The sequence below is a fragment of the Shinella sp. HY16 genome (assembly GCF_028534175.1).
Lineage (GTDB): Bacteria > Pseudomonadota > Alphaproteobacteria > Rhizobiales > Rhizobiaceae > Shinella.
Genome location: NZ_JAHYXL010000001.1, coordinates 728,338 through 753,972 on the forward strand (window position 1 = coordinate 728,338; position 25,635 = coordinate 753,972).

The 25,635-nt window shown below is 66.2% G+C and carries 29 protein-coding genes; 14 read left to right on the top strand and 15 right to left on the bottom strand.

From position 1 onward, the window contains the following. Positions 1-31: 31 nt before the first annotated feature. The 5 genes from K0P03_RS03555 to K0P03_RS03575 form a co-directional block, all read right to left on the bottom strand. Positions 32-655, bottom strand: coding sequence for an ATP-dependent Clp protease proteolytic subunit (locus tag K0P03_RS03555; RefSeq protein WP_272788906.1), 624 nt, complete (start codon positions 653-655; stop codon positions 32-34). 44 nt (positions 656-699) lie between these two features. After that, complete coding sequence (locus K0P03_RS03560) at positions 700-1,059, bottom strand: SRPBCC family protein (protein WP_272788907.1); 360 nt, start codon at positions 1,057-1,059, stop codon at positions 700-702. Further along, on the bottom strand, positions 1,056-1,370 hold the full coding sequence (locus tag K0P03_RS03565) for an ArsR/SmtB family transcription factor (RefSeq protein WP_023516710.1): 315 nt from the start codon (positions 1,368-1,370) through the stop codon (positions 1,056-1,058). Before K0P03_RS03565 ends, K0P03_RS03560 begins: the two co-directional genes overlap by 4 nt. A gap of 77 nt (positions 1,371-1,447) precedes the next feature. Next, positions 1,448-2,116 carry a ribonuclease HII gene (locus K0P03_RS03570; RefSeq protein WP_272788908.1) on the bottom strand — a complete coding sequence of 223 codons (669 nt, stop codon included), beginning with the start codon at positions 2,114-2,116 and terminating at the stop codon, positions 1,448-1,450. Between the two features lie 237 nt (positions 2,117-2,353). Beyond that, a complete protein-coding gene (locus tag K0P03_RS03575; protein WP_037405793.1) occupies positions 2,354-3,511 on the bottom strand; it encodes a PA0069 family radical SAM protein in 1,158 nt (385 codons plus the stop codon). Positions 3,512-3,682: 171 nt separating this feature from the next. Between K0P03_RS03575 and K0P03_RS03580 the strand changes: the two genes are divergently transcribed. Next, positions 3,683-4,213 (top strand): glycosyl transferase, encoded by a 531-nt coding sequence (locus tag K0P03_RS03580; protein ID WP_272788909.1) that lies wholly within the window; start codon positions 3,683-3,685, stop codon positions 4,211-4,213. A 36-nt stretch (positions 4,214-4,249) separates the two neighbouring features. Here K0P03_RS03580 and K0P03_RS03585 read toward each other — a convergent pair whose 3' ends face one another. The 5 genes from K0P03_RS03585 to K0P03_RS03605 all read right to left on the bottom strand — a co-directional run bounded on the left by K0P03_RS03585 (position 4,250) and on the right by K0P03_RS03605 (position 9,942). Next, on the bottom strand, positions 4,250-5,242 hold the full coding sequence (locus K0P03_RS03585; protein ID WP_130520531.1) for a calcium-binding protein: 993 nt from the start codon (positions 5,240-5,242) through the stop codon (positions 4,250-4,252). Positions 5,243-5,319: 77 nt separating this feature from the next. Continuing rightward, positions 5,320-5,868, bottom strand: a complete 549-nt coding sequence (gene moaB, locus K0P03_RS03590) for a molybdenum cofactor biosynthesis protein B (protein ID WP_023515118.1) — start codon at positions 5,866-5,868, stop codon at positions 5,320-5,322. Further along, a complete protein-coding gene (locus K0P03_RS03595; protein WP_272788910.1) occupies positions 5,855-6,766 on the bottom strand; it encodes a 4-(cytidine 5'-diphospho)-2-C-methyl-D-erythritol kinase in 912 nt (303 codons plus the stop codon). The genes moaB and K0P03_RS03595 overlap by 14 nt, the downstream gene beginning before the upstream one ends. Before the next feature lie 6 nt (positions 6,767-6,772). After that, positions 6,773-8,614 (bottom strand): tetratricopeptide repeat protein, encoded by a 1,842-nt coding sequence (locus K0P03_RS03600; RefSeq protein ID WP_272788911.1) that lies wholly within the window; start codon positions 8,612-8,614, stop codon positions 6,773-6,775. A gap of 311 nt (positions 8,615-8,925) precedes the next feature. Beyond that, the gene (locus tag K0P03_RS03605; protein ID WP_272788912.1) at positions 8,926-9,942 is read right to left on the bottom strand and encodes a polyprenyl synthetase family protein; all 1,017 of its coding nucleotides are present in this window, start codon (positions 9,940-9,942) and stop codon (positions 8,926-8,928) included. A gap of 108 nt (positions 9,943-10,050) precedes the next feature. On the opposite strand from K0P03_RS03605, the gene K0P03_RS03610 reads away from it, so the two are divergent. The 6 genes from K0P03_RS03610 to K0P03_RS03635 all read left to right on the top strand — a co-directional run bounded on the left by K0P03_RS03610 (position 10,051) and on the right by K0P03_RS03635 (position 14,642). Further along, positions 10,051-10,272 carry a putative signal transducing protein gene (locus K0P03_RS03610; protein WP_037405787.1) on the top strand — a complete coding sequence of 74 codons (222 nt, stop codon included), beginning with the start codon at positions 10,051-10,053 and terminating at the stop codon, positions 10,270-10,272. Next, positions 10,269-11,075 (top strand): tRNA1(Val) (adenine(37)-N6)-methyltransferase, encoded by an 807-nt coding sequence (locus K0P03_RS03615; protein ID WP_272788913.1) that lies wholly within the window; start codon positions 10,269-10,271, stop codon positions 11,073-11,075. The genes K0P03_RS03610 and K0P03_RS03615 overlap by 4 nt, the downstream gene beginning before the upstream one ends. 78 nt (positions 11,076-11,153) lie before the next feature. After that, positions 11,154-12,029: a S49 family peptidase gene (locus K0P03_RS03620; protein ID WP_023515124.1), complete on the top strand. Its 876-nt coding sequence runs from the start codon at positions 11,154-11,156 to the stop codon at positions 12,027-12,029. 27 nt (positions 12,030-12,056) lie between these two features. After that, positions 12,057-12,248, top strand: coding sequence for a hypothetical protein (locus K0P03_RS03625; RefSeq protein ID WP_272788914.1), 192 nt, complete (start codon positions 12,057-12,059; stop codon positions 12,246-12,248). A gap of 268 nt (positions 12,249-12,516) precedes the next feature. Beyond that, on the top strand, positions 12,517-13,587 hold the full coding sequence (locus tag K0P03_RS03630) for a dTDP-glucose 4,6-dehydratase (protein ID WP_023515126.1): 1,071 nt from the start codon (positions 12,517-12,519) through the stop codon (positions 13,585-13,587). Positions 13,588-13,679: 92 nt separating this feature from the next. Beyond that, positions 13,680-14,642, top strand: a complete 963-nt coding sequence (locus tag K0P03_RS03635; RefSeq protein WP_037405784.1) for a glycine--tRNA ligase subunit alpha — start codon at positions 13,680-13,682, stop codon at positions 14,640-14,642. 25 nt (positions 14,643-14,667) lie between these two features. On the opposite strand, the gene gcvA is transcribed toward K0P03_RS03635, so the two are convergent. Next, entirely contained in the window at positions 14,668-15,582 is a 915-nt protein-coding gene (gene gcvA, locus K0P03_RS03640) for a transcriptional regulator GcvA (RefSeq protein ID WP_207900536.1), read from the bottom strand. A 128-nt stretch (positions 15,583-15,710) separates the two neighbouring features. On the opposite strand from gcvA, the gene K0P03_RS03645 reads away from it, so the two are divergent. Continuing rightward, positions 15,711-16,415: an SDR family oxidoreductase gene (locus K0P03_RS03645; protein WP_050743427.1), complete on the top strand. Its 705-nt coding sequence runs from the start codon at positions 15,711-15,713 to the stop codon at positions 16,413-16,415. 57 nt (positions 16,416-16,472) lie between these two features. Here the strand turns inward: K0P03_RS03645 and K0P03_RS03650 are convergent, their stop codons facing one another. Next, a complete protein-coding gene (locus tag K0P03_RS03650; RefSeq protein ID WP_023515130.1) occupies positions 16,473-16,670 on the bottom strand; it encodes a hypothetical protein in 198 nt (65 codons plus the stop codon). A 200-nt stretch (positions 16,671-16,870) separates the two neighbouring features. Here K0P03_RS03650 and K0P03_RS03655 point away from each other — a divergent pair, with 200 nt between their 5' ends. The 6 genes from K0P03_RS03655 to K0P03_RS03680 all read left to right on the top strand — a co-directional run bounded on the left by K0P03_RS03655 (position 16,871) and on the right by K0P03_RS03680 (position 23,135). Continuing rightward, positions 16,871-17,419: a LemA family protein gene (locus K0P03_RS03655; protein WP_023515131.1), complete on the top strand. Its 549-nt coding sequence runs from the start codon at positions 16,871-16,873 to the stop codon at positions 17,417-17,419. Between the two features lie 14 nt (positions 17,420-17,433). Then, complete coding sequence (locus K0P03_RS03660; RefSeq protein WP_272788915.1) at positions 17,434-19,377, top strand: DUF2207 domain-containing protein; 1,944 nt, start codon at positions 17,434-17,436, stop codon at positions 19,375-19,377. Between the two features lie 140 nt (positions 19,378-19,517). Further along, entirely contained in the window at positions 19,518-19,853 is a 336-nt protein-coding gene (locus tag K0P03_RS03665; protein WP_272788916.1) for an ArsR/SmtB family transcription factor, read from the top strand. Then, positions 19,850-20,329: an SRPBCC domain-containing protein gene (locus K0P03_RS03670; protein WP_272788917.1), complete on the top strand. Its 480-nt coding sequence runs from the start codon at positions 19,850-19,852 to the stop codon at positions 20,327-20,329. The genes K0P03_RS03665 and K0P03_RS03670 overlap by 4 nt, the downstream gene beginning before the upstream one ends. Positions 20,330-20,512: 183 nt before the next feature. Further along, entirely contained in the window at positions 20,513-22,627 is a 2,115-nt protein-coding gene (glyS, locus tag K0P03_RS03675; RefSeq protein WP_272788918.1) for a glycine--tRNA ligase subunit beta, read from the top strand. Positions 22,628-22,640: 13 nt separating this feature from the next. After that, entirely contained in the window at positions 22,641-23,135 is a 495-nt protein-coding gene (locus tag K0P03_RS03680) for a DUF523 domain-containing protein (protein ID WP_023516158.1), read from the top strand. Between the two features lie 102 nt (positions 23,136-23,237). Here the strand turns inward: K0P03_RS03680 and K0P03_RS03685 are convergent, their stop codons facing one another. From K0P03_RS03685 to K0P03_RS03695, 3 genes are all read right to left on the bottom strand, one after another. Then, positions 23,238-23,714, bottom strand: coding sequence for a plant virulence effector HPE1-like domain-containing protein (locus tag K0P03_RS03685; protein ID WP_023516157.1), 477 nt, complete (start codon positions 23,712-23,714; stop codon positions 23,238-23,240). Between the two features lie 105 nt (positions 23,715-23,819). After that, positions 23,820-25,091 carry a phosphoribosylamine--glycine ligase gene (gene purD / locus K0P03_RS03690; RefSeq protein WP_272788919.1) on the bottom strand — a complete coding sequence of 424 codons (1,272 nt, stop codon included), beginning with the start codon at positions 25,089-25,091 and terminating at the stop codon, positions 23,820-23,822. 147 nt (positions 25,092-25,238) lie between these two features. Continuing rightward, complete coding sequence (locus tag K0P03_RS03695) at positions 25,239-25,478, bottom strand: hypothetical protein (protein ID WP_023515262.1); 240 nt, start codon at positions 25,476-25,478, stop codon at positions 25,239-25,241. Positions 25,479-25,635: the final 157 nt, after the last annotated feature.

Here is a 25,635-nt window from a genome sequence, read left to right on the forward strand (position 1 = left end):
TGGTGGCGCCTATCGATCGCCGAAGCGCCGCTCACGGACCGGCGTGCTGTATCTCGAGAACGTCACGCTCGGTGAGGATGCGATCGATCAGGCCCCAGTCCAGCGCCTCCTCGGCCGTCATGAACCGGTCGCGATCCATAGCCAGTTCGAATTCCTCGTAGCTGCGCCCGCAATGGCGTGCATAAAGCCGTGTCATGCGCTGCTTGGTCTTCAGGATCTCCTCGGCATGGATGAGCATGTCGGAGGCCTGACCCTGGAAGCCGCCGGAGGGCTGGTGGACGAGGATGCTGGCATTGGGCAGGGCGGCCCGCATGCCCGGGGTGCCGGCCATCAGCAGGAACGAGCCCATCGAGCGGGCCGTGCCCATGCAGAGCGTGTGAACGGGCGCGCGGATGTAGCGCATGGTGTCGTACATCGCAAAGCCGCTGGTCACCATGCCGCCGGGCGAATTGATGTAGAGCTGGATCGGTTTCTGCGGGTTCTCGGCCTCCAGGAACAGCAGCTGGGCACAGACGAGTGCGGACACGGTGTCGTTCACCTCGCCGTTGAGGAAGATGATCCTCTCGCGCAGAAGGCGGGAATAGATGTCGAAGGAGCGTTCTCCCCGGCTGGACTGTTCGACGACCATAGGGACGAGTTGCATCGTTTCGCGCATGGGCGAACTCCTGTCTTCCGGATTGTTTCGGGGAGGGGGGTAGGTCAGGCGGCGCGCATCAGCGTGCGCCCATTGTCGTTGCCATTGTCGTTGAGGGGGCGCGGCGCGGCGCGCGCGTCCGCAAGGCCGTGGACGATCCGGAGCGTGGTGCCGCCCTGTTCATTCGGGCGCAGCTGGAACGCCACGACGCTTTCGAGATGGGGCGGTTCCCGGTCCCGCATCCTGAAGCGGATTTCCTCGCCGGGCGCCGCCAGGATCGGCTCGGCATCGGCAAGCGCGCCGTCGGGCAGCCACCGCTCCCGGAAGGCCGGAATGCTGATCGCCCGCCACACTTTTTCGGTCGGTGCGTCGAGGTCGTATTCGAGCACGAGATCCGTTGCCTGCCCGGCCTGCCTGCCGCTCATTGGTCCATGTCCTTCAGCAAATCCTTGAGGGCGTCGATCCGTGCCGGCCAGTAGGCCCGGTACCTCGCGAGCCATCCGGCGATGAGCGCAAGCCCGTCCGGATCGACCTCGTAGTTGATGAAACGCCCCTGCCGCTCCTCGCGCACCAGCCCTGCATTGCGCAGCGCCGCCAGATGCTGGGACATGGCGGGTTGGCTGATCTCCATGCCCTCGCGCAGGGCGCTGGCATTCATGGCGCCGTCCGCCAGCTTCTCGAAGATCGTGCGGCGCGTGGGATCGGCAAGGGCCTTGAATATCTCGTTCTCGATCATGAGAATGAGATAAGCATAGACTTATCTGATTTGCAATGGCCCTTCATGCCGGCAGGAGCGGCCGGTCTTCGCCGGGTTCAGTCCTGGCGGAGCGGGCGGAAGCTCATGCGGTGCAGCCGGCAGGGGCCGATCGCGGTGATGGCCTTGCGGTGCACCTCGGTGGCATAGCCGGCATGGATGGCAAAGCCGTAGCCGGGATAGGTGTCCTCGGCGCGTGCCATCATGCGGTCGCGCATCACCTTGGCGATGATGGAGGCGGCGGCGATGGAGAGCGAGCGGGCATCGCCCTTGACGACGGCGCGACCCTCGCAGGCAAGGCCCGGCGGCACGTCGCGGCCGTCGGCAAGCACGAGTTTCGGCGCAACCTCCAGGCCGGCCACGGCGCGGCGCATGGCGTCGAGGCTCGCCTTGCGGATGTCGCTGGTATCGATGTGGCGCGATGAGCTGGAGGCGACGGAGACGAAGGCTGACTGCAGGATCAGCGTGAAGAGCGCCTCGCGCCTTGCGGCATTGAGCTGCTTGGAATCGTTGAGCCCAGCGGGAATGTTGTCCGGGTCGAGCACCACGGCAGCGGCGACGACGGGGCCTGCCAAAGGCCCGCGGCCGGCCTCGTCCGTGCCGGCCACCGGCCAGATCCCGCGCTTGCGGGCGGTGATTTCCATCTGGAAATCCGGCCCTTCGGGCAGGTCGAAAAGAAGGCGGGAATCGGAGGATGCGGTACGGGACATGCGGCGAACCTCGCACATCCATCCGATTCCCTGCAAGTCCTCCGGCAGGAGGCGGACGCCGGAGGAGCGCCGGTGTGCCCCGGGGAAAGGCAGACCGGAAGAAGAGGCCGGGCGCGGACGCCCGGCGGGATTTCGTTTTGCAGTCCGTCCGGCTCGGGCCGAACCGGATCTCCCCGCGCTGTCAGTCCCTTCGGGAGGGCGGCCTGATTTGCCCTGCCAAACGCGTTGGGGAACGCGGGCGGAAAACTTTCCGCCTCACAGCAGCGAGAGCTGCACGCCGCTGCCCGAGGGCGGCACGAACTGGTCGCAGGCAAGGCTGCGGCGGGTGCGGGTCAACTCCAGCCGCTTGGCCGCCATTTCGAAACGGCGGGCGATCTGCCAGGCATAGGGACCGGCGCCCTTCATGCGCTTGCCGAACTCAGCGTCGTAGTCCTTGCCGCCGCGCATGGAGCGCACCAGCGACATGACATGGCGGTAGCGGTCCGGGTAGTGGCGCAGCAGCCAGTCGCGGAAGAGGGGGCTCACCTCCAGCGGCAGGCGGAGCAGCACATAGCTCGCCTCCAGCGCCCCGGCGGCCTTGCCCGAATCGAGCACGCGCTCGATCTCATGATCGTTGAGGCCGGGAATGATCGGCGCCATCATGATGGCGACGGGAATACCGGCCTCCGAAAGCGTACGGATGGCCTCCAGCCGGCGCGGCGGCGTTGCGGCGCGCGGCTCCATGGTGCGGGCGAGCTTGCGGTCGAGCGTGGTGACGGATAGCCCGACCCAGGCAAGGCCGCGTGCCGCCATGCGCGAGAGGATGTCGATGTCGCGCAGCACGAGCGCCGACTTGGTGACGATCGAGACCGGATGATTGGCGGCATCCAGCACTTCGAGGATCTGCCGCATGATGCGCCATTCCTTTTCGATCGGCTGGTACGGATCGGTGTTGGTACCGATCGCGATGACGCGCGGCTTATAGCCGGGCTTGGAAAGCTCCCGCTCCAGCAGCTTCGGCGCATCCGGCTTGGCAAACAGCCGCGCCTCGAAATCGAGGCCGGCGGACAGACCCATGAAGGCATGGGTCGGCCGTGCGAAGCAGTAGATGCAGCCGTGTTCGCAGCCGCGATAGGGGTTGATCGACCGGTCGAAGGGGATGTCGGGCGATTCGTTGCGTGTGATGATGGTGCGTGGCTTCTCCACCTGCACCTCGGTGCGGAAGGGCGGCAGCTCCTCCAGAGTCTGCCAGCCGTCGTCGAAGGTCTCCCGCGTCATCGGCTCGAAGCGGCCGGTGAAATTGAGACCCGCACCCCGGCCGCGCCGGCGCTCGCTCTCGACGCGCATGCCCGTCTCGGCCATCAGCGCTTCGGCAACGTCTTTCGCATGGCCGGGCGCAAGGGCGCCCTGCCTGAGGCTGGCCAGATCGTTCATGGGTGTCTCCGCCGGGGACAGGCCCCGATTCAATGACTATATTCCTATCGCGCGAATGAGAACAATGCAAGAACAAATTTCAGGGTGCCGCTAACCATGCTGCCTAACCATGCAGGAAACATCACGGAAGCCTGCGGTGGAAATCGATGCTGCAATGCGGTATGGGAGGACATGCTGACCATCATCATGGAATGCCGGGACAATGAGGCCGAGCTTGCGCAGACGCTGTCGGCGCTGGTTTCCGGCGCCGTCGAGGGGGTCGTTCGCGAGGTGATCGTGCTCGATCACGGCTCGCGCGACGGTTCCTCTGAGGTGGCGGACGCCGCGGGTTGCCGCTTCCTGACAAGCTGGGACATGAAGGACGTGGTGGGCTCGGCCCGTGGCGACTGGCTGCTGCTGCTGGAGCCGGGTGCCCGGCCGATGTCGGGCTGGGTGGACGCCGTCGTCGACCATGTGGCGGTCAACCGCAATCCGGCGCAGTTCCTGGGCTCGCGCAGCCATCGCCGGCCGTTCTTCCAGCGCCTTGCGCGCCGCCGCGCGCCGTTGGAGCAGGGGTATCTCGTCAGCAAGCGCCAGGCCTCGGCCGCCGTGCGCACCGGCATGACGCTCGCCGACATCGCCACGGGCGCCGGCGTTCGCCGCCTCGCCGTGGAACTGGTGCCGGCCTGGGTCGCAAAGGCCATGCGGGCGGAGATCGGTTGAGCAACCCCGGCTGACGGCGGCCGTGCCGTGCCTTTCTCAGAGCAGGAAATCACTGCGGAAGACGCTGCCGACGCCGGAAAGCTCGATTTCGAAATCGGCCGCGCCGTCGCCATTGGTGTCGCCGGCAACGATCCCGCCGGAAAAGCGCAGCTCTCCGGCCGTTCCGGAAAAGCTGTTCCCCCCGATGAAATCGAAGGCCTGGTTGCCGCCGCGGCCGGCATCGGCATCGATGTCGCGCAGGTCGATGCGGTCGCCTTCGCCGCTGTTGAAATCGAGGATGACGTCGCGTCGCGCGCCGGACGCCGTATCGAGCACGCCGTTGAAGTCGAACCGGTCGGCACCGCTGTCGCCTTGCAGCAGGTCCCGGCCGCGGCCGCCGACGAGCACGTCGTTGCCGCCGCGCCCGGCAATCTCGTCGTCGCCACCAAGCCCCCTCAGGACGTTTCCGACGCTGGAGCCGGCGATGGCGTCGGCGACGCCCGTGCCGGCGGCATTCTCGATGCTGATGAGGCGTTCGAAGCGATTGGCGCCGGTCTGCGCCAGGCCTGCGCCGAGATCGATGGCGACGCCGGAACCGCCGAGCACGGTGTCGTCGTCGCGCGCGATGTAGCTGATCGAATCGGTGCCCGAGCCGCCGTGGAAGGTGTTCTGCTGGCCGACGGAGAAGAAACTGTCCTTGCCGCTCTCGCCGAAATAGCTGCTCTTGAAGGTGCTGACGACGATCTTGTCGTTGCCGGAGCCGCCCTTGACGATATCGGCACGCTCGTTGACGAAGGAGCCGAAGCCGGTGCCCACATAGGTGTCGTTGCCGGCGCCGAGCAGGATGACGTTGCCGTCTTCCTTCATGTTGACGACGCTGTCGTTGCCCTTGCCGGCATCGACCTGGTTGCGGCCGCCGAAATCGTCGGTGCGGTTGAGGATGATGGTGTCCGCGCCGCCGCGGGCGAAGATCGTCAGTTCGGTGTTGTTGATGTTGCCGCCCTGGACGATGCGGTCTGCGCCGTTGGTTCCGGTGATCGTGCGTGCCATTTGTCTCTCCTCAGCTCCGTGATGCCGGGAAAGTCATAGGGGTGCGGCGGGAGGCGCGCAGTCCCCCGGGGAACAGGTCAGCCGGCCGTGCGCTTCAGGTGCTCGTCGAGCCGCGGCATGATTTCCACGAAGTTGCAGGGCATGTGGCGATAGTCGAGCTGCGCCTTCAGGATGCCGTCCCAGGCGTCCTTGCAGGCGCCGGGCGAGCCCGGCAGCGCGAAGATGAAGGTGGCGTTGAGAACGCCGCCGGTCGCGCGCGACTGGATCGTCGAGGTGCCGATCTTGTCGTAGGAGATACGGTGGAAGACTTCGGAAAATCCGTCCATGCGCTTTTCGAACAACGGTTCCAGTGCCTCCGGCGTCACGTCGCGGCCGGTAAAGCCCGTGCCGCCCGTGGTGATGACCACGTCCACCGCGTCGTCGCGCGTCCAGGCTTCCACCTTGGCGCGGATCGCGGCCACGTCGTCCGTCACGATGGCGCGGTCGGCAAGGCGGTGCCCGGCCTCGGTGATGCGTGCGACCAGCGTGTCGCCGGAACGGTCCGTGTCGAGCGTGCGCGTGTCGGAGACGGTGAGCACGGCGATGCCGACGGGAATGAAGGGTCTCGTCTCGTCAACATGCGCCATCGTCGGCTCCTTTGCCTTTCGCTTCAAGCGTGCGCGTGGCGGTGAAAAACCAGTGCGGATGCCGGCGCGCGAGTGCCGCTGCCGCGCCTCTTGCGGCCGTGTCCGTATCGTATAGCGCAAAGCAGGTCGCGCCGGAACCGGACATGCGCACCAGGCCGGGACCTGTTGTCGCAAGGCTTTCGGAGAGCGCGACGATCTCCGGGCAGAGCGTGCGGGCAGGGGGCTCCAGGTCGTTGCGCAGGCCCGCAAGCGCCTCCGCCCAGCCAGCGGCGCCCGCAAGGGCAAGCGGCGGGTTGTTCCGCGAGGCGAGTGCCTTGAAGACGGCAGGCGTCGAAACGCCGACGAGCGGATTGGCCAGCACCATGGGAAGGGCCGGCAGGGCGACGGGGGTGATTGCCTCGCCGATGCCGCGCGCGAGCAGCGGACGGCTGGCAAGGCACATCGGCACGTCGGCGCCAAGGCCGAGGGCAAGCGCCTCCAGCGTGTCGCCAGGCAGAACCGCCCGCCACAGCGAGAGGAGGCCGCGCAGCGTCGCGGCCGCGTCCGCCGAGCCGCCGCCGATGCCCGACGCGATGGGCAGGTTCTTCTCGAGATGAATGTGCACGGGCGGGGTCGCCTGGCCCATCGGGGCGAGCGCCGCGCGCAGCCGGTCGCGGGCACGGGTCACGAGGTTGTCGGCGTCGGCCGAAAGCGCTTCGCCAAAACGGCCGGACAGGGTGAAGCGGTCCTCGGCGGCAGGCGCAAGGCCGATGCGGTCGCCGAAGGCGGTGAAGGTCACGAGACTGTCGAGGAGGTGGTAGCCATCCTCGCGCCGGCCGGTGACGGCAAGCGCGAGGTTGATCTTGGCCGGGGCCGGCTCGACCACCGCAAACCCCGACAAGGCGTCGGCGTCAGCCATAGGGCGTCAGGACTTGCGGTCGGCCGCCGTGCCCTCGGGCGAGGGGGTCTGCACCGGCTTTTCGTCCTTGGCTTCGGCGGAGGCCGGCTCGGTCTTCTTCAGCTCCGGCAGGCCGTTCTCGATCTTCAGCTTGATCTTCGGGATTTCCGCCTCTTCCGGCTTCAGGCCGAGTGCGCGGTTCCACTGGAAGGTGGCTTCCAGCTTGCGGCCGACGCGCCAGTAGGCGTCACCCAGATGGTCGTTGATCGTCGGGTCGCCGGCCTTCAGTTCCGCCGCCCGCTCCAGCTCCGCCACGGCGTCGGAGAAGCGGTCGAGGCGGTAGTAGGCCCAGCCGAGCGAATCGACGATATAGCCGTCATCCGGCTTGATGCTGACGGCCCGGCGGATCATGTCCAGGCCTTCGTCGAGGTTCATGTTCATGTCGACCCAGGAATAGCCGAGATAGTTCAGCACCTGCGGCTGCTCCGGGTTCAGCTCCAGCGCCTTGCGGAAGCTCGGCTCGGCCTTCTCCCATTCCTTCAGGCGCTCATAGGCGATGCCGCGCTGGAAGAAGATGCTCCAGTGGTTGCGCGTCGGAACGGGGCCGATGGCGGCGACAGCGCGATCGTAAAGCGCGGCCATGTCCTTGTAGTCCTTGGCATCCGACAGCACGCTGCCGAGCGCGAGGTAGGAACGAAGGTCCGACGGATCGGCCTCGATCAGTGCCTGAAGGTGCTTCTTCGCCTCGGGAACCTTGCCGGTATCGGCGAGGTTGAGGCCGAGCTGCAGCTCGGAAATGCGCCGCATCGGCGATTTTTCCGGCACGGCGCGGTAATATTCGATCGCCCGCTCCGGCTTCTTCTGGTTCTCGGCCAGCCCGCCGAGCAGCACCAGCATGTCGTCGCTGTCGGGGTCGAGCGCGCGGGCGGCCTGGAGATAGAGCGAGACGATGTCTTCCGCGCCGTCGCGGTTGAGCGCGCCGCCGATGGAGAAGAGCACGGCGGCAGCGCCCTGTTCAGCGTTGCGGACCTGCTGTTCCTGCTTTTCGCCGGCTTCGATGCTCTGGCGCAGCGCCTTCAGCGGCGCATAGCTGGTGATGAAGTTGTCGCCGACCGAGATGGCATCGAGCGCCTTCTGCTTGTTGCCCTCATGAGCCTCGAGACGGGCAAGCGCCATCACGGCGCGGATGAAGGTGTCCGGCGCGGCGCTGGCGCCGTTGCGGTCGAGAATGGCGTCGTTGAGGCGCGCACGCGCCGTCGCCTTGTCGCCGGCCGCGGCGGCCAGCGCCCCGGCATGGTAGTTCTTGAAGATGGCCAGCCAGTCCGGTCCCTCCATGCCGCCGATCAGCTTGATTGCTTCCTTCGACTTGCCGTCGCCGAACTTGGCCCAGGCGAGCAGGAGGTCGTTCATCATGCGGTCGAGGTCGTTCGGTCCCTTGTAGACGAGGATTTTTTCGGCGCTCTTGTATTCGCGCTTGCGGATCGCCTCCATGCCGCGCACCACGGCGGTGATGCGCTCGACGGCCGGGTCGTTGCGCAGCGCGTCGGCCAGCTTGACGCCCTCTTCGAACTCGCCGTTCATCAGCTGCGTCACCATCAGGCGCTGCTTGACGTCCTTGTTGGTGGGGTCGAACTGCAGGGCGATCTTGTAGAGCGCGACGGCGGTTTCGTATTCCTTGTCATAGTCGGCCGTGCGGGCGGCAAGGAAGGCGCCGGAGAACGTATTGACGCTCAAGGGGTCGAACGGCGTTTCCTCTGCGGCCGCGGCTGCGGGCTTTTCCTCCGCGTATGCCGCCAGAGGACCGGTGAACGCTATGCTGGCCGCAAGCGCCACGCCGGAGAAAAGCCGAAGGAAAAGGGAATGCCGCATCAAAATGCCTTTCGCCAGAATCTATGGAGTCCGCCCCGTACGGCATCCTCGCAAGGACGCCGCAACCCTCATATAGGACCTGCCGCGGCAAATTCAGCCACGATGGCACCCAAATCAGTCACGGACTCATGACGGTAGAGAATGGCTTTTTTGGCGCGGTGCGGCAAGAAAATCCTGCTGGATCGTTTTCGTCTTGCGCGAGATGGAACGGCGCGCTTCGGGCACCGACGTTGCCGCTATGAAAGCGTCACAAGAGGGCGGCCGTTCCGCCACGGCCGCCTCTGATGGCAACAGGCCTGGGTGGCCGCCGATCAGCTCACGCGGGCGATGGAGAAGTCGATGACTTCGAGCAGGGCGTTCTTCCACGGCGAGGCCGGCAGAGGCGCCAGCGCATCGCGGGCGATCATGCCGTAGTGCTGCGCACGGGCGATGGTGTCCGTCAGCCCGCCATAACGGGTGATGAGGCCGAAGGCGCGCTCGAGGTTCGCGTCGTCGCTCTTTCCGCCCTCGATGGCCTCGCGCCAGAAGGCGCGGTCTTCCGCCGTGCCACGCCGCCAGGCGAGGATGACCGGCAGGGTGATCTTGCCCTCGCGGAAATCGTCGCCGGTGTTCTTGCCAAGATCGGCCGCCTTGCCGCCGTAGTCGAGCGCATCGTCGACGAGCTGGAAGGCAAGGCCGAGATTCATGCCGTAGGATTTCAGCGCATTGCGCTCGGCCCGGCTGGTATTGGCGATGATGGGGCCCACTTCCGCGGCCGCGGCGAAGAGCGCCGCCGTCTTGGCGCGGATGACCTGAAGGTAGTCGTCCTCGGTCGTCTCCATGTTCTTGGCGACGGAGAGCTGCAGCACCTCGCCTTCCGCAATCACGGTGGCGGCTGTGGAGAGCACATCGAGCGCCTCCAGCGACCCCACTTCCACCATCATCTTGAAGGCCTGGCCGAGCAGGAAGTCGCCGACGAGTACGCTCGCCTGGTTGCCCCAGATCATGCGGGCGGTGGATTTGCCGCGGCGCATGTCGCTCTCGTCCACCACGTCGTCATGCAGCAGCGTCGCCGTGTGCATGAACTCGACGCTGGTCGCGAGCTTGATATGCTGGTCGCCGTCGTAGCCGAACATTGCGGCGGAGGCGAGGGTCAGCATCGGGCGCAGACGCTTGCCGCCGGACGAAATCAGGTGATTGGCGACCTCCGGGATCATCGCGACGTCGGAGCCGGCTTTCGACAGGATGAGCTGGTTCACCCGCTCCATGTCGGCCTTTGTCAGATCGACGAGCGGCTTCACCGATGCCTGTTTGTTTTTGCCTTCTTCAAGCGGTATCACGACGCCCAAATGCCCGGACTCCTGTTCATTTTTGTTGAAAGACAATAGAAAGCGGGGCTTCCTGCGGCAAGAGGCGAATTGTCCCGCCTCCCCAATTATGGCTGGAAAACGACCGGAATGATCGAATTGATCCGCACCAACGACGCCGTTCTGCTCTCCTTCGCGGAAAGCCTGATGAAGGAGGCCGGAATCCATTGCCTGATCGCCGATCAGGCGATGAGCATCCTAGAAGGTTCGCTCGGGATGTTGCCGCGCCGCTTCCTGGTCGAAAGCGACCGGGAGGACGAGGCCCGGCAGATCCTGACGGATGCGGGTCTGGTGGCGGAGCTGCGGGCGTGAGCGAAGCCGACCCGGCGCCGGAAAAACCGGTCACCGAGACCATCGACGCCTTCCATCGTGGCCGCTTCCACGTCGTCCAGCCGAAGGGTATCGGCCATCGCTCCGGCATGGATGCCATGCTGCTCGCCGCGCTGGTGGACGGCGAGGGGCCGACGCGTGTCGCCGATCTCGGTGCGGGGGCGGGGGCTGCCGGCCTTGCCGTTGCCGCCTGCAACGAAAAGGCGGAGGTGCTGCTTGTCGAGCGCTCGCCGCTGATGGCAGGTTTTGCCCGCAAGTCGATAGCGCTTGCGGCAAACGCCGCGTTTTCCGCCCGTGTCGGCGTGCTGGAGGCCGATGTCGGGCTCGCGGGCACGGCGCGTGTCGCGGCGGGCCTTGCCGACGAGGCCTTCGATCAGGTCATCATGAACCCGCCCTTCAACGACCGCATCGGCAGCCGCACGCCGGATGCGCTGAAGGCCGAGGCCCATGCCATGGAGCAGAACCTCTTCGAACGCTGGATCCGGACGGCGGGCGCGATCCTGAAGCCGGGCGGCCAGCTTTCCCTCATCGCCCGGCCGGAATCGATCGCCGATATCGTCGCCGCCTGTGGCCGTCGCTTCGGCGGCATCGAGATCACGGCGCTCCATCCCCGCTCCGGCGAGCCGGCCCTGCGCATCCTCGTCACCGCCATCAAGGGCTCGCGCGCCAGACTGGCGCTGCGCATGCCGTTCGTCATGCACGAGCCCGGTCGGCACGCCTTCACCCCCTTCGTCGACGATCTCAACAACGGTCGAACAAGCTATCCACGCCTGTCGAAGCCCTGAATATTCCGTGATTGTCTTGCGTTTTCGCTCGTCGTGCATACATCAGCCGGGCAAACGAACAGGAGACAGGATCGCGCGATGGCCGGATTTTTGAAGACGCTGGTGCCGAAGAGGTTCCGCAAGGAGGGTGTCGCGATCCCGGTCGTCCGGTTGCACGGGGCGATCATGGCATCGGGCAGCCAGTTCCGGCCGCCGCTCAATCTGGCCACCGCCGCGCCGGCGCTCGAAAAGGCCTTCGCCTACAAGGACGCGCCCGCCGTCGCGATCTCCATCAATTCGCCGGGCGGTTCGCCCGTGCAGTCGCGACTGATCTTCCAGCGCATCCGCGAGCTCGCGGCGGAGAAAAACAAGCGTGTGCTCGTCTTCGTCGAGGACGTGGCGGCCTCCGGCGGCTACATGATCGCGCTCGCTGGCGACGAGATCTATGCCGACCCGACCTCCATCGTTGGTTCGATCGGCGTCGTCTCGGGTGGTTTCGGCTTTCCGGAAATGCTGAAGAAGATCGGCGTCGAGCGCCGCGTCTATACGGCCGGCACGAACAAGGCGATCCTCGATCCGTTCCAGCCCGAGCGTGAAAACGAGATCGAATATCTCAAATCCCTGCAGCTCGAGATCCATCAGGTGTTCATCGACATGGTGAAGGAGCGCCGCGGTGCGAAACTCGCCGACGATCCCGATCTCTTCTCCGGCCTGTTCTGGACCGGCGGGCGCGGCGTGACGCTCGGCCTCGTCGACGGCCTTGCCGACATGCGTTCGGAATTGAAGAAGCGGTATGGCGACAAGACGCGGCTGGAGCTGGTCTCCGCGCCCAAGGGGCTGTTTGGTCGCAAGGCGCCGGGCATCGGGGGGCTTTCATCGGATGTGGCGGAGCGTATAGGCTCTGCGGGCGTGGCCGCCGTGGCGGGCCTCGCGGAAGAAAAGGCGCTGTGGGGCCGCTTCGGCCTTTCCGGATAAGGCGTCGGGAAAACGAGGGGAGGGGCGATGGCCCAGATCATCTTTCTGCTGCTGCTCGTCGGCCTTGCCTGGTTCGGCTATCGCAAGTTCGTGGCCGATGCCGAGCGCCTCAGCAAGGCGCGCAAGCGTTCCGAGGAGGAGCGCCGCACCGGCGCCAACGGCACGCTCGTCAAGGATCCGGAAACCGGCGAATACCGCCTGCGCCGTGACGACGACTAGGGCTGTGTCAGCCCGGCTTGCAAGCATTTTACACCTTCGGTTCGCGGGCACGTTGAAAAAACCGGTCGTCGCGATACGACTGTGTGCCAGCGCGGGACTGGAGGAGAAGGCCTGCCGTGCGGCCCCGGCACATTAACCACGCTCCGTAAGGTTAACGCGGGATTTATGCTTTTGCGTCTGCCGGCCGGCGTTGCCCCCGCGCGCAGGAAGGCCGATCTAGCGGTCAGGGCCGCCATGAGGGAGGCCCGGCAGTGAACGGAGAATGCGCATGGCCTCGCTCGACCTCGATTGGATTCGCACCATCGTTGTAACGGGCGGTGCCGGCTTCGTCGGCTCGCACATCGTTGATGATCTGCTCGCCCATTGCCCGAATGCGCGCATCCGCGTGCTCGATGCCTTCACCTATGCCGCCGACATGTCGCATCTCGATGCCGCCTTCCGCACCGGCCGCGTGACGCTGCAGGATGGCGATGTCGGCAATCTCGATCTCGTCACCGAAATGCTGAAGGATGCCGACCTCGTCGTGCATGCGGCGGGCGAAAGCCATGTCGAGCGCGCCTTCTCGGTGCCGGAGCGGTTCACGCTGGCCAATGCGCTCGGCACGCAGGTGCTGGTCGAGGCGATGGGGCGCCGCCGCGTGCCGCTGATGATCCATGTCAGCTCCGCCGAGGTCTACGGCGCCGGCAATGGCCAGCCGATGGGCGAGCTTGCGCCGCTCCTGCCGGACAACCCGCACGGCGCCTCCAAGGCCGCCGCCGAAATGCTGATCGCCGGCCTGCGCCGCTCGTTCGATCTCGATATCCGCGTGCTGCGCCCCGTCAACATCGTCGGCACGCGTCAGAACACGGAAAAACTGCTGCCGCGCTTCCTCGAGCTTGCCGCCGTCGGCCGCCCGCTTCCGGTGCATGGCGACGGCCTGCAGACGCGCGGCTTCGTCACCATGGCGGATTTCTGTTCGGCGCTGCGGGCAGTGGTGACGCGCGGGGCGGAGAACGCCACCTACAATGTCGCCGGCGACGACTTTCTCGACATTCTTGCAATCACCCGCCTTGTCCTCGACGCCGTGCAGGACCCGGTTTCCGGCGTCAGCTTCACGGCTGGCCGGCCGGACAATGTCAGCCGTCCGCCGCTCGACACGCGGGCGCTGAAGGCGCTCGGCTGGCAGGCGAAGGGCACACTGCGCCGCGAGTTACCCATGCTTGCCGCCTGGTATGGCGCACGCATTCCGGTCGGCCTGCGCCGTCAGGTGCGGCATGTGCCGGATCTCGCCCCGCAGCGCGTGCAGGCCGTCACCCAGGCGGCCGGCTCCGGGCTCTTCCGTTCGCTCGAACGGCATTGACGCATGCGGGGCCGGGGGCCGAAACCCTTGACCCCCAAGGCGCATCGTGGCACCAGTCCGTCACCTTTTTCCAGAATGCCCGGACGAAACCGATGACCCCTGCCGCCCTGCCTGACCACATGAACCCGACGCGCTCCTTCCAGGGGCTGATCCTGACGCTGCACAACTACTGGGCGGACAAGGGCTGCGCGGTGCTTCAGCCCTATGACATGGAAGTGGGCGCCGGCACGTTCCACCCGGCAACGACGTTGCGTGCGCTCGGTCCGCGCCCGTGGCGCGCCGCCTATGTGCAGCCCTCGCGCCGCCCGTCCGACGGGCGTTACGGCGAGAATCCGAACCGCCTGCAGCACTATTACCAGTACCAGGTCATCCTGAAACCGAACCCGTCGAACCTGCAGGAGCTCTATCTCGGCTCGCTGGCCGCCATCGGCCTCGATCCGCTGCTGCACGATGTGCGCTTCGTCGAGGACGACTGGGAAAGCCCGACGCTCGGCGCCTGGGGCCTCGGCTGGGAATGCTGGTGCGACGGCATGGAAGTCTCGCAGTTCACCTATTTCCAGCAGGTCTGCGGGATCGAGTGCTCCCCCGTTGCGGGCGAACTGACCTACGGTCTCGAGCGCCTCGCCATGTATGTTCAGGGCGTCGACAATGTCTACGACCTCAATTTCAACGGCCGAGAGGGCGCTGAAAAGATCACCTATGGCGACGTCTTCCTGCAGGCCGAGCAGGAATATTCCCGCCACAATTTCGAGTTCGCCGACACGGCCATGCTGCACCGCCATTTCATCGATGCGGAGAAGGAATGCCAGGCGCTGCTCGCGGCCGGCGCACCGGGCGATGCGGAAAACCAGCGCCTGCACAAATGCGTGCTGCCGGCCTATGACCAGTGCATCAAGGCCAGCCACGTCTTCAACCTGCTCGATGCGCGCGGCGTGATCTCCGTCACCGAACGCCAGAGCTATATCCTGCGCGTGCGCACGCTGGCAAAGGCCTGCGGCGAGGCCTTCCTGCTGACGGATGCCGGCGGCGTGAACTGGACGAAGGACGCGGCCTGAGCCTGTTTTTCCGCGTTTCCGTCTTTCAGCGGAAACGCGGGCTCCGAAAGGCCTGGCCGCCGGTGGTGGCCAGCCAGGCGCGAACCGCTGCGACGGATGCGGCGTGGCGCGGCTTGCGGGGCGAGACGGCATAGAAGTCCGCCCCCGCACGCATGTCGCCTGCAAACAGGCGAACCAGCCGCCCGGTGCGGATATCCTCCTCGACGAAGAACCGGCTCGCCAGTACCATGCCTTGGCCGGCGATCGCGGCCTCGATGGCATGGGCTGTCTGGTTGAAGCGGATGTTCTTCGCTGCCGCGGGGGTGCCATCCGGAAAGACCGTTTCGAGATATTGCGGCCAGAAGTCATGCGCATCGTGCAGCAGCGCGTAGCGGGCGAAGGTCTCCGGGCGTGTCGGGTTCCCCAGCTTCTCGATGAGGAGCGGGCTGGCGACGGCTACCAGCACCTGCTCGAACAGGAGGTCCACATCGAGCCCCGGGCCGAAGGGCGGGCGGCCGTAACGCACGGCGAGATCCACCGCATCCGTCTGGAAATTGGAGATCCGGTCCGTCGCCAGGATGCGCAGGTCGATGTCCGGATGGGCTGCGGTGAATTCGGGCAGGCGCGGGATCAGCCATTTCGAGGCGAAGGTCGGCGTCACGCTGATCGTCAGGTGCTGCGGCTCCGGTCGCAGGGCCTCCGTCGCCTCGGCGATCAGCTCGAAGGCGCGGCGGACGTTGGCGACATAGCTGCGCCCGGCCTCGGTGAGCGCGAGCATGCGCGGCTGGCGGTCGAACAGTTTTAGCCCCAGTTCGGCCTCCAGCCCGCGGATCTGCTGGGCCACCGCGCCCTGGGTGACGCCGAGCTCCTCGGCAGCCAGCCGGAAATTGAGATGCCGTGTCACCACCTCGAAAACACGCAGGCCGTTGAGTGGGGGGAGGCGTCGTATGGCGTCTGTCATGGAGTAGATTTTCTACTGGATGATGAGAGTGGAACTGGCTCGCACTCCTGCTGGAGCAATGATATCACTTGGCGGAAAATGAAGAAAGGCGGCTTTCCCGCAACCGGTTCTCAAGAGGGAGACAAGCGATGGCAGTAGAAAAAGTGGCAATCATCACGGCTGGCGGCAGCGGCATGGGTGCGGCGGCGGCAAAGCGGCTGGCGGCGGATGGCTTCAAGATCGCCGTCCTCTCCTCCTCCGGCAAGGGCGAGGCGCTGGCCGCCGAGACCGGTGGCTTCGGCGTCACCGGCTCGAACCAGTCGATTGACGACCTGAAGCGGCTCGTCGATGGGGCGCTGGAACGCTGGGGCCGTATCGACGTCCTCGTCAACAGCGCCGGCCACGGCCCGCGCAAGCCGATCCTTGATCTGACGGACGAGGACTGGCACGCTGGCATCGACGTCTATTTCCTCAACGCCGTGCGCCCGACGCGCCTCGTCACTCCGGTCATGCAGAAGCAGAAGTCCGGCGTGATCATCAACATCTCCACCGCCTGGGCCTTCGAGCCGAGCGCGATGTTCCCGACATCGGCCGTCGCCCGCGCGGGTCTTGCCTCCTTCACCAAGATCTTCGCCGATACCTATGCGGCTGACAACATCCGCATGAACAACGTGCTGCCCGGCTGGATCGACAGCCTGCCGGCGACCGAAGAGCGGCGCGACGGTGTGCCGATGAAGCGTTACGGCACGAGCGAGGAGATCGCCGCGACGGTGGCCTTCCTCGCCTCCGATGGCGCCGCCTACATCACCGGCCAGAACATCCGCGTCGATGGCGGCATCACGCGCGCGATCTGAGGCGGAAAGCAGGATGCCTCGTTGTGCCTCTCCGGTCCGGCCGGTCCGGCATTTTCTTCAGGCGAGGGTCGAAACCTTCACGCCGAGTTCCCAGACGGGCTTCAGCGTCGGCATTGCGCCGGTGGGAAGCTGGCCCGCATAGGTCTGGAGCGCCCGGCGTACACCCTTCGGACGGTCGACCGCAGCGCCCATCGTGTAGGCGAGGAAGAGGGCGGTGAAACCGAGAACGTTGATGGTGAGGACGAGGGCTTTCATGGCGGTTGCTTCAGGGTTCGTGTGGTGGTGAAGCGACTATCGGCCAAAGCGCGCGGTGGCGCGGTTCCCGGGGTGACAGGGTTTGCGGGCGCTCGCCTGCTTTGAGAAAGAGGAGACGGCGCCAGGCCCCTTGGGGGGCTTTTCTGCGGCGATGCGGATGCTAAGGTCGTGCCCGGGACAAAGAACGAGCGGAGGCTTTCATGATCGGTCTGGCAATCGCGGCGGTGGTCGTCCTCTACGCCATCATTCTCTACAACGGCCTCGTCAAAGCCCGTCAGGTGAAGGAGGAGGCCTGGTCCGGCATCGACGTGCAGCTGAAGCGCCGCGCCGACCTCATCCCCAACCTGATCGAAACCGTGAAAGGCTACGCCGCGCACGAGAAGGACACGCTGGAAAAGGTGGTGGAGCTGCGCAACCGGGCGCAGGCCGTGCCGGCCGGGGACGTCGCGGGCAGGGCGCAGGCGGAAGGCCTGCTCAGCCAGGCGCTGGGTCGCATCTTCGCGCTGGCCGAAGCCTATCCGGACCTCAAGGCCAACCAGAACTTCGCCGAGCTGCAGGAGACGCTGGAGACACTGGAAAACGAGATCCAGATGTCCCGCCGCTACTACAACGGCGCCGCCCGCGATCTCAACGTCAAGGTCGAAAGTTTCCCCTCGAATCTCGTCGCCAGCCTCTTCAAATTCCTGAAGGCGCCCTATTTCGAGATCGAGAACCCGGCCGACCGGGCCGTGCCGACCGTCAAGTTCTAATACCGGAGCCCTTCATGATGCGGATTGCCGTTGTCCTGACGCTGTGGCTCTGCCTTCTGGCTGGCAACGCGGCGCGGGCGGAGGAGTATTTCGACCGCTATCATTCCGACATCGCTGTCGCGAAGAACGGCACCTTGACCGTGACGGAAACGATCCGCGTCTACGCCGAGGGCAACCAGATCCGCCGCGGCATCTATCGCGATTTTCCGCTGACCTTCGTCGACGCCGGCGGGCGGGAGCGGGAGGTGGGCTTCAAGATCCTCAGCGTCGAGCGGGACGGCCGGCCGGAGCCCTACCGCACGGAAACCATCCGCCGCGGCATCCGCATCTATTTCGGCTCGGCCGACGTGCTCCTCGATCCCGGCTTCCACCAGTATCGCCTGACCTACGAGACGACGCGGCAGATCCGTTTCTTCGACACGCATGACGAACTCTTCTGGAACGTCACCGGCACCGAATGGGCCTTTCCGATAGACAAGGCCACGGCGACGGTGACCTTGCCCGAGGGGGTGCGGGCGGAGGAACTGACCGTCTTCACCGGACCGCTCGGTGCCACGGGCAAGGACGCGCGCGGCGAAAACCAGGGCAACCGGGCAACGTTCGAGACCACGCGCGAACTCGGCCCGAACGAGGGGCTGACGATCGGCGTGAAAATGCCGGCCGGCAGCATCGACCGCCCGACGGCGGCGGAAGAGCGGACCCTGTTCCTCAAGGACAACCGCAACCTTTTCCTCGCCTTCGGCGGGCTCGTGCTGGTCGTCGGCTATTACCTTTGGGCCTGGCTTTCCGTGGGCCGCGATCCGGCGCGTGGCGTCATCGTGCCGCGCTGGGATGCGCCGGAGGGCCTGTCGCCGGCGCTCGTCAACTATATCGACGAGAAAGGCTTCGGCGGGCAGGGCTGGACGGCGATTTCCGCCGCTTTCCTCAACCTTGCGGTCAAGGGTCTCGTCGAATTGAAGGACCTGAAGACCTCGATCACCGTCACCCGGACGGAAAAGCCGGTCGAAGGCGCGCTGCCGACCGGCGAGGCGACCCTGCTGAAGACCGTCGGCTCGGCGGGAAGCACCTTCATCATCGACAAGTCGAACGGCAAGCGGGTGCAGACGCTCGGCCTGGACTTCAGCGAGGCGATGGAGAAGGAGCACCGCTACAAGTATTACCTTGCCAACTGGCCGCAGGTGATCTGCGGCATTCTCCTGTCGCTCGTCTGCCTTGCGGCTCTCCTCATCTTCGGCTCGCTGCCGGAGGAGGGCATCGCGCTCGTCATCCTGCCGGTCTTCGCCTCGGTCTTCATCTCCATCTTCGCGCTGGCGCTCGGGCAGAATTTTCGGCGGGCGAAGTCGCTCGGCGCGCGCATCCTCGCCGTCGTTATGATCGCCTTCGTCGGCTTCGTCTTCCTCACGGTCTTCGGCAGCATCATCCTTGCGCTGTTCGTCACCAGCGCCGCCGCCGGCCAGATGCCGCTCTTTGCCGCCGTCGGCGGCATCGTCGTCACCAATCTCGTCTTCTTCTTCCTGATGGGCGCGCCGACGCCGCTCGGCCGCAGGATGATGGACGGCATCGAGGGCCTGCGCCAGTATCTGACGCTTGCCGAGAAGGACCGCATGAACATGGCCGGCGTGCCGGACATGTCGCCGCGCCACTACGAAACCCTCTTGCCCTATGCCGTGGCGCTGGGCGTCGAGAAACCCTGGTCTGAAACCTTCGACCGCTGGCTCGTCGCCGCCGCGGCAGCCGGTGCCGCCGCTGCCGCCTACCAGCCCGTCTGGTACCGCGGCGACGGCTTTTCCTCCGGCCGGTTTTCCGATCGTATGGGCGGCTTTGCCGGCTCCATGGCGAGCACCATGACCTCCTCCCTGCCGGATCCGCCGAAAAGCTCCTCTTCCGGCTTCTCCTCGGGCGGCGGTGGCGGCTCGTCCGGGGGCGGCGGCGGTGGCGGCGGAGGCGGCGGCTGGTAGCCGGCCGGCTCAGGCACAATCATTGGCAGCTGGCTTGCTCCGTCGACGGCACATGCCGCAGGAGCTCGTTTCTCAAACACTTAAGTCGCGGCTGAAGTTTTTTTGTTGACAGGGAAGGTCGTCTTCCAATACTTAAGTGCATGCCTAACCATTCAGACCCGATAGACATCCTGCTCAACGCCCTTTCCGAGCCCGTGCGCCGACGTATCGTCGAGCGGCTGGCCAAGGGGCCATGCTCCGTCAGCGGCCTTACGCAGGTCGCGCCGATCTCGCTGCCCGCGGTGATGCAGCATCTCGGCGTGCTCGAAGAGGCGAAGCTGATCGTGTCGGAAAAGGTCGGCCGCGTGCGGACCGTGTCGTTGAAGCCGGGGGCCTTGAAGGATCTGGAACGCTGGGCTGCCGCGCAAAGCCGGCCGTGGGAGCGCAAGCTCGACCATCTCGATGCCTATCTGAAAGAAACCAAGGAAGAGGAATGAACATGACCGATCCGAAGATCATTCACGGCAGCTTCACGCTCGACCGTCTCTACGATGCGCCCGTGGCAAAGGTCTTTGCCGCCTATGTGGAAGCCGAGGCGCGTTACCGCTGGCTCATCAGCTCTGACGGCTGGACGGTGCACGAATATCGGCCCGCCGGGCGCGTCGCTGCCGGCGCGCAGGAATTCAGCAAGTTCAGCCCGCCCGGCGCGGATGTCGTGCTGACCAACGAGACGACTTTCCTGGAGGTGCGCGAGGGGGAATGCGTCATCCTCGCCTATGCGATGACGCTGGACGGGGCACCACTCTCCGCCTCGCTGCTGACGGCCGAGTTTCAGGCGGAGGGTGGCGGAACGCGTCTTCTCCTCACCGAGCAGGGCGCCTATCGCGACGGCAACATCGAAGGCCGCAAGGAGGGAACGCGGGGGCTGCTCGAGCAGCTGGCGAGGGAAGTGGCGGCCAGCGTCGCCGCCTGAACGGCAAGCGCGGGCCGGCGGGAACGCCGTCCGGTCCGCCTATTCGGCGCGATTGGGCGGCGGGGCGCACATTTGCCGTTGAACAGCACCGCCGAACTTTGCTAGCAGAGGCGCACGATTTTGACCCCACTCCGGCCGCTGCGCCGGCCCTCTCCGGCGAAGGGGAGGGCGAGGAAAGCTGACATGCCCGATCTTCTGCTTGAACTCCGCTCCGAGGAAATCCCCGCCCGCATGCAGCGGAAGGCCGCGGGCGATCTGAAGAAGCTCGTCACGGACGCGCTGGTGGATGCGGGCCTGACCTATGAGGGTGCGCGCGAATACTGGACGCCGCGCCGCCTGACGCTCGATATCCGCGGCCTCAACGCCCGCTCGAGCGACGTGCGCGAGGACATCAAGGGCCCGACGACCTCGGCCCCCGAACAGGCGATCCAGGGCTTCCTGCGCAAGGCGGGCCTCGCCTCGGTTTCCGAAGCCCATGTCCATTCGGACCCGAAGAAGGGCGATTTCTACGTCGCCCACATCGTCAAGCCGGGCCGCCCGGCCGACGAGATCATCGCCGAGGTGATGCCGGGCATCATCCGCAACTTCCCTTGGCCGAAATCGATGCGCTCCGGCGCCGCCTCGGCCAAGCCCGGTGCGCTGCGCTGGGTGCGCCCGCTGCAGTCGATCGTCTGCACCTTCGGCTCGGAGACGGAGGAAACCCGCATCGTGCCCTTCGAGGTCGACGGGCTCGTCGCCGGCAATGTCACCTATGGCCACCGGTTCCATGCGCCGGGCGCGATCACCGTGCGGCGCTTCGAGGATTATGTCGCCAATCTGGAGAAGGCGAAGGTCGTGCTCGATGCCGAACGCCGCAAGCAGATCATCGCGACGGATGCGGGCAACATCGCCTTTGCGAACGGCCTCGAACTGGTCGAGGACGAGGGCCTGCTGGAGGAGGTCTCCGGCCTCGTCGAATGGCCGCAGGTGCTGATGGGTACCTTCGAGGAGGAGTTCCTGGCGATCCCCTCGGAAATCATCCGCCTCACCATCAAGACGAACCAGAAATGCTTCGTCACTCGCAAGCCGGGCGCCGAAACACTTTCCAACCATTTCATCCTCATCTCGAACATCGAGGCGAAGGACGGCGGTAAGGAGATCGTGCACGGCAACGGCAAGGTCGTTCGGGCCCGTCTTTCCGATGCAAAGCACTTCTGGCTGCGCGACCAGCGCGACCTGCCGGACCTCGACACGCTGAAGGCATCGGCCGAAAAGTTCGGCCTCGACCTGAAGAAGCCGCTCGACCAGCGCATGGCCAAGCTCGACGCGCTGAACGTCACCTTCCATGCCAAGCTGGGCACCCAGGGCGCCCGCGTCGAGCGCATCCGCACGCTTGCAGGCGAACTTGCCCCCGTCATCGGCGCCGATGCGGCGCTCGTCGACCGGGCCGTGGTGCTCGCCAAGGCGGACCTGCGCACCGAGGCCGTCGGCGAGTTTCCGGAGCTGCAGGGCATCATGGGCCGGAAATACGCCGCGCTCCAGGGCGAGGACGCCGCGGTGGCCGAGGCGATCGAGGATCACTACAAGCCGCAGGGCCCCTCGGACCGCGTACCGGCCGGCAAGGTCGGTCTTACCGTCGCACTCGCCGACAAGCTCGACACGCTGATCGGCTTCTGGGCGATCGACGAGAAGCCGACCGGCTCGAAGGACCCCTACGCGCTGCGCCGCGCCGCCCTCGGCGTCATCCGCATGCTGCTCGAAAAGAACATCCGCCTGCCGCTCGCCTCCGTCGCGAAGGATCCGGACCTCGTTGTCTTCTTCCACGATCGCCTCAAGGTCTATCTCCGCGACATGGGCGCGCGCCACGATCTCATCGATGCCGTGCTGACGCCCGAAGCCGATGATCTCTTGATGGTCGCCCGCCGCGTCGAGGCGCTGACGGCCTTCATCACCTCGGAAGAGGGGCAGAACCTGCTCGCCGGCACCAAACGCGCCACGCAGCTTCTCGCCGCCGAAGAGAAGAAAGGCACCGTCGTCGAAGGCGCCGTCTCGGCCGACCTTCTCCTGCTCGATGCCGAAAAGGCCCTCCACGCCGCCGTCGAGACCGCGACGAAGGACGCCGCTGCCGCCGTTTCGAAGGAAGATTTCCGTTCCGCCATGGAAGCCCTTTCGGCGCTGCGTGCCCCGGTCGACCAGTTCTTCAACGACGTGCTCGTCAACGACGAGGACCCCGCCATCCGCGCCAACCGCCTCGCCCTGCTCTCCGCCATCCGCGCCGCAACCGGCACGGTCGCGGATTTCTCCAAGATCGCGGGATGAGGGAAGGGCGCTGATGTCGGCGAAGATCCTCATCAGCGCCTGTCTTGCCGGTCTGCCGGTGCGGTACAACGGGTCGGCCAAGCCGCTTGTCCATGGCGCGGTCGAGCGCTGGCGAGTGGAGGGGCGGCTGGTGACGCTCTGTCCGGAGCTTTCCGGCGGCTTCCAGGTGCCGCGGCCGCCAGCGGAGATCGAGAACGGGCTTGACGGCGAGGATGTGCTCGACGGCCGGGCGCGGGTATTGGAAGTGTCCGGTGGGGATGTTTCCGCCGCCTACATCGCGGGCGCGCGCATTGCGCTCGACGTGGCGCGGGAGAATGGCTGCCGGCATGCGCTGCTCATCGACGGCAGCCCGTCCTGCGGGTCCGGCTTCGTCTATGACGGCACGTTTTCAGGTATCCGGCATGCGGGGCAGGGAGTGACGGCGGCGCTGCTGCGGCGCGGCGGCATCGCGGTCTATTCCGACCGGGAGGTCGATCGGCTGGTCGGCGATCTCGGAGAGAGGGGCTGATACGCCTGCGCCCCCGCTTGAGGTCAGGGGCGCAAAACGTCCGCTTCCGCGGATTCCTGTCAGCCTGGAGGGACTGAGAGGCAGGGCGTGCCCACTATGGGGTCAGTTGACCCGAAGTTCAAACCCTGACGGATCAAACTCCTGTGAAGTTGCCATGCCGGCCGCCGCCGTCTTGCGGGCGGCGGTCTCGTCGAGCGCGCTGGTATGGGCGCCGGCATCGACGGTTTCCACGGCCGTGGCCTTCTCGTCCACCGTCGTTTCGACAGCGGCCGCCTGCCGGACTTCCGCCGGGGCCTTGCTGACGAAGAGCACGGGCGAGCCGCCCATCCAGGCTTCGGTGCGGAAGATCTTGCGCTCGCCGTTCTCCTCGCGGATCTCCACCTTCTGCGTGCCGGGGTCGATGGCATCGACCTGGTAGGTGGCGTGTTTGGGCTTCGGCTTCAGCGCCGGGCAGTCGCCGCAGCGGACCGCCGAAATGCTCGAACCCTCGGACGATGCGCCGGCAACGGGCTCGATCGAACCCGCAAGGGCGGGGGCGGCGAGAAGCATGAAAGCAAAGGTCGGCAGCAGGGTACGCATCAACGGTTCTCCCTTATGGTTGTAGGGAGAATAGCGCCCGCCGGTTACGGTCCCGTCAGGGGAAATGGTAAAATTTGAGCGATCCGGGGTTTTTCGTGCCGGACCTCACGCCTTTTCGCGCGCGACGGCGCGCCAGCCGATGTCGCGGCGGCAGAAGCCGTTGTCCCATTCCACCCGGTCGAGCGCCTGATAGGCGGCCTTTTGCGCCTCCGCGACAGTCGCGGCGACGGCCGTGACGTTGAGCACGCGCCCGCCGGTCGCCACCAGCTGGCCGTCCTTCAGGGCTGTGCCGGCATGAAACACCTTGCTGGCTGCGTCGTCGGTCGGCAGCGCGCGGATCGGCGTGTTCTTCTCGTAGGCGCCGGGATAACCCTTCGAGGCCATGACGACGGTGAGCGCGGGGGCATCGCGCCAGCTGGCGGAAACCGTGTCGAGCCGGCCGGTCGCGGCCGCATGCAGGATCGGGAGCAGGTCGCTTTCGAGCCGCATCATCAGCACCTGGCATTCCGGGTCGCCGAACCGCACATTGTACTCGATGAGCTCAGGGCCCTTGGCGGTGATCATCAGCCCGGCGAAGAGCACGCCCTGGAAGGGATGGCCGTCTGCCGCCATGCCGCGGATCGTCGGCTCGATGATCTCCTTCATGGTGCGCGCGACCAAGTCGGGCGTCATGACGGGGGCGGGCGAGTAGGCGCCCATGCCGCCGGTGTTGGGGCCGGTGTCGCCGTCGCCGACGCGCTTGTGGTCCTGCGCCGAAGCAAGCGGCAGGGCGTTCACGCCGTCGCACAGGCAGAAGAAGCTCGCCTCCTCGCCATCGAGGAAGGCCTCCACCACGACTTCCGCGCCCGCCGCACCGAAGGCGCCGTCGAAGCAGTCGTCCACGGCGGCCAGCGCTTCGTCGAGCGTCATGGCGACCGTCACGCCCTTGCCGGCGGCAAGTCCGTCCGCCTTGATGACGATCGGCGCGCCTTCGCGCTCCACATAGGCCCTGGCGGCCGCGGCGTCGGTGAAGCGCTGGTAGGCGCCGGTGGGAATGTCGTATTTCGCGCAGAGATCCTTGGTGAAGCCCTTGGATCCTTCGAGCTGCGCGGCGGCGGCCGAGGGGCCGAAGACGTCGATGCCGGCGGTGCGCAGCTCGTCGGCCATGCCCGCGACCAGCGGGGCTTCCGGTCCGACCACCACGAAGGTCACACCGTTCTTCTTGCAGAAGGCCGCGACGGCCGCATGATCCTCGATGTCGAGCGCGACGAGCGTGGCGCAGTCGGCGATGCCGGGATTGCCGGGGGCGGCGTAGAGCGTTTCGAGGAAGGGGGATTGCGCCAGCTTCCAGGCAAGGGCGTGTTCGCGCCCGCCCGATCCGATCAACAGAACCTTCATGCCCATATCCTCGATCCGTCCTTCGTTGCTGGCGGGTTAAGGGGATGGGGCTGAAAGGTCAAGGGCTGCCGGGACCGGGAGTGCGCGCGGGGAGGAGAATGTCAGGTTTGCCCCTCATCCCGCTGCCGTGACTGCACGGTACCGCCCCTATAGGGTCGCCGCGCCCTTTTCCTCCACGGTACGGCCGAGCGCCTCCAGCTCCGTGTCGATCAGGTGCACGTCCTCGTACCAGCCGTCATCCTCCACCATGGCGCTTTCGGTGGCGGCGCGCTGGAGAGCGCGGGCTTCGGTGCGCAGCTTTTCCAGCCTGGCGATCTTCTCCTTGCGGGAAAGGCCGCTGTCGTTGCGGATCGCCTGCAGCTTCAGTTCCATCGTGCTGACGGTCATCGGGAAACTCCTTGTTCGTTCCCCGTAAAAACGTCGGCGCGGCCGAATCGTTCCGCGCGCCGCCGGGCCGGATGGTTAGCAAAGCGGTAATGAAACGCAGCTAATGTTCACGCAATCAAAGGTTTCGGCAGCCCGCGGCGGGTCTGCCGGTGAAGCG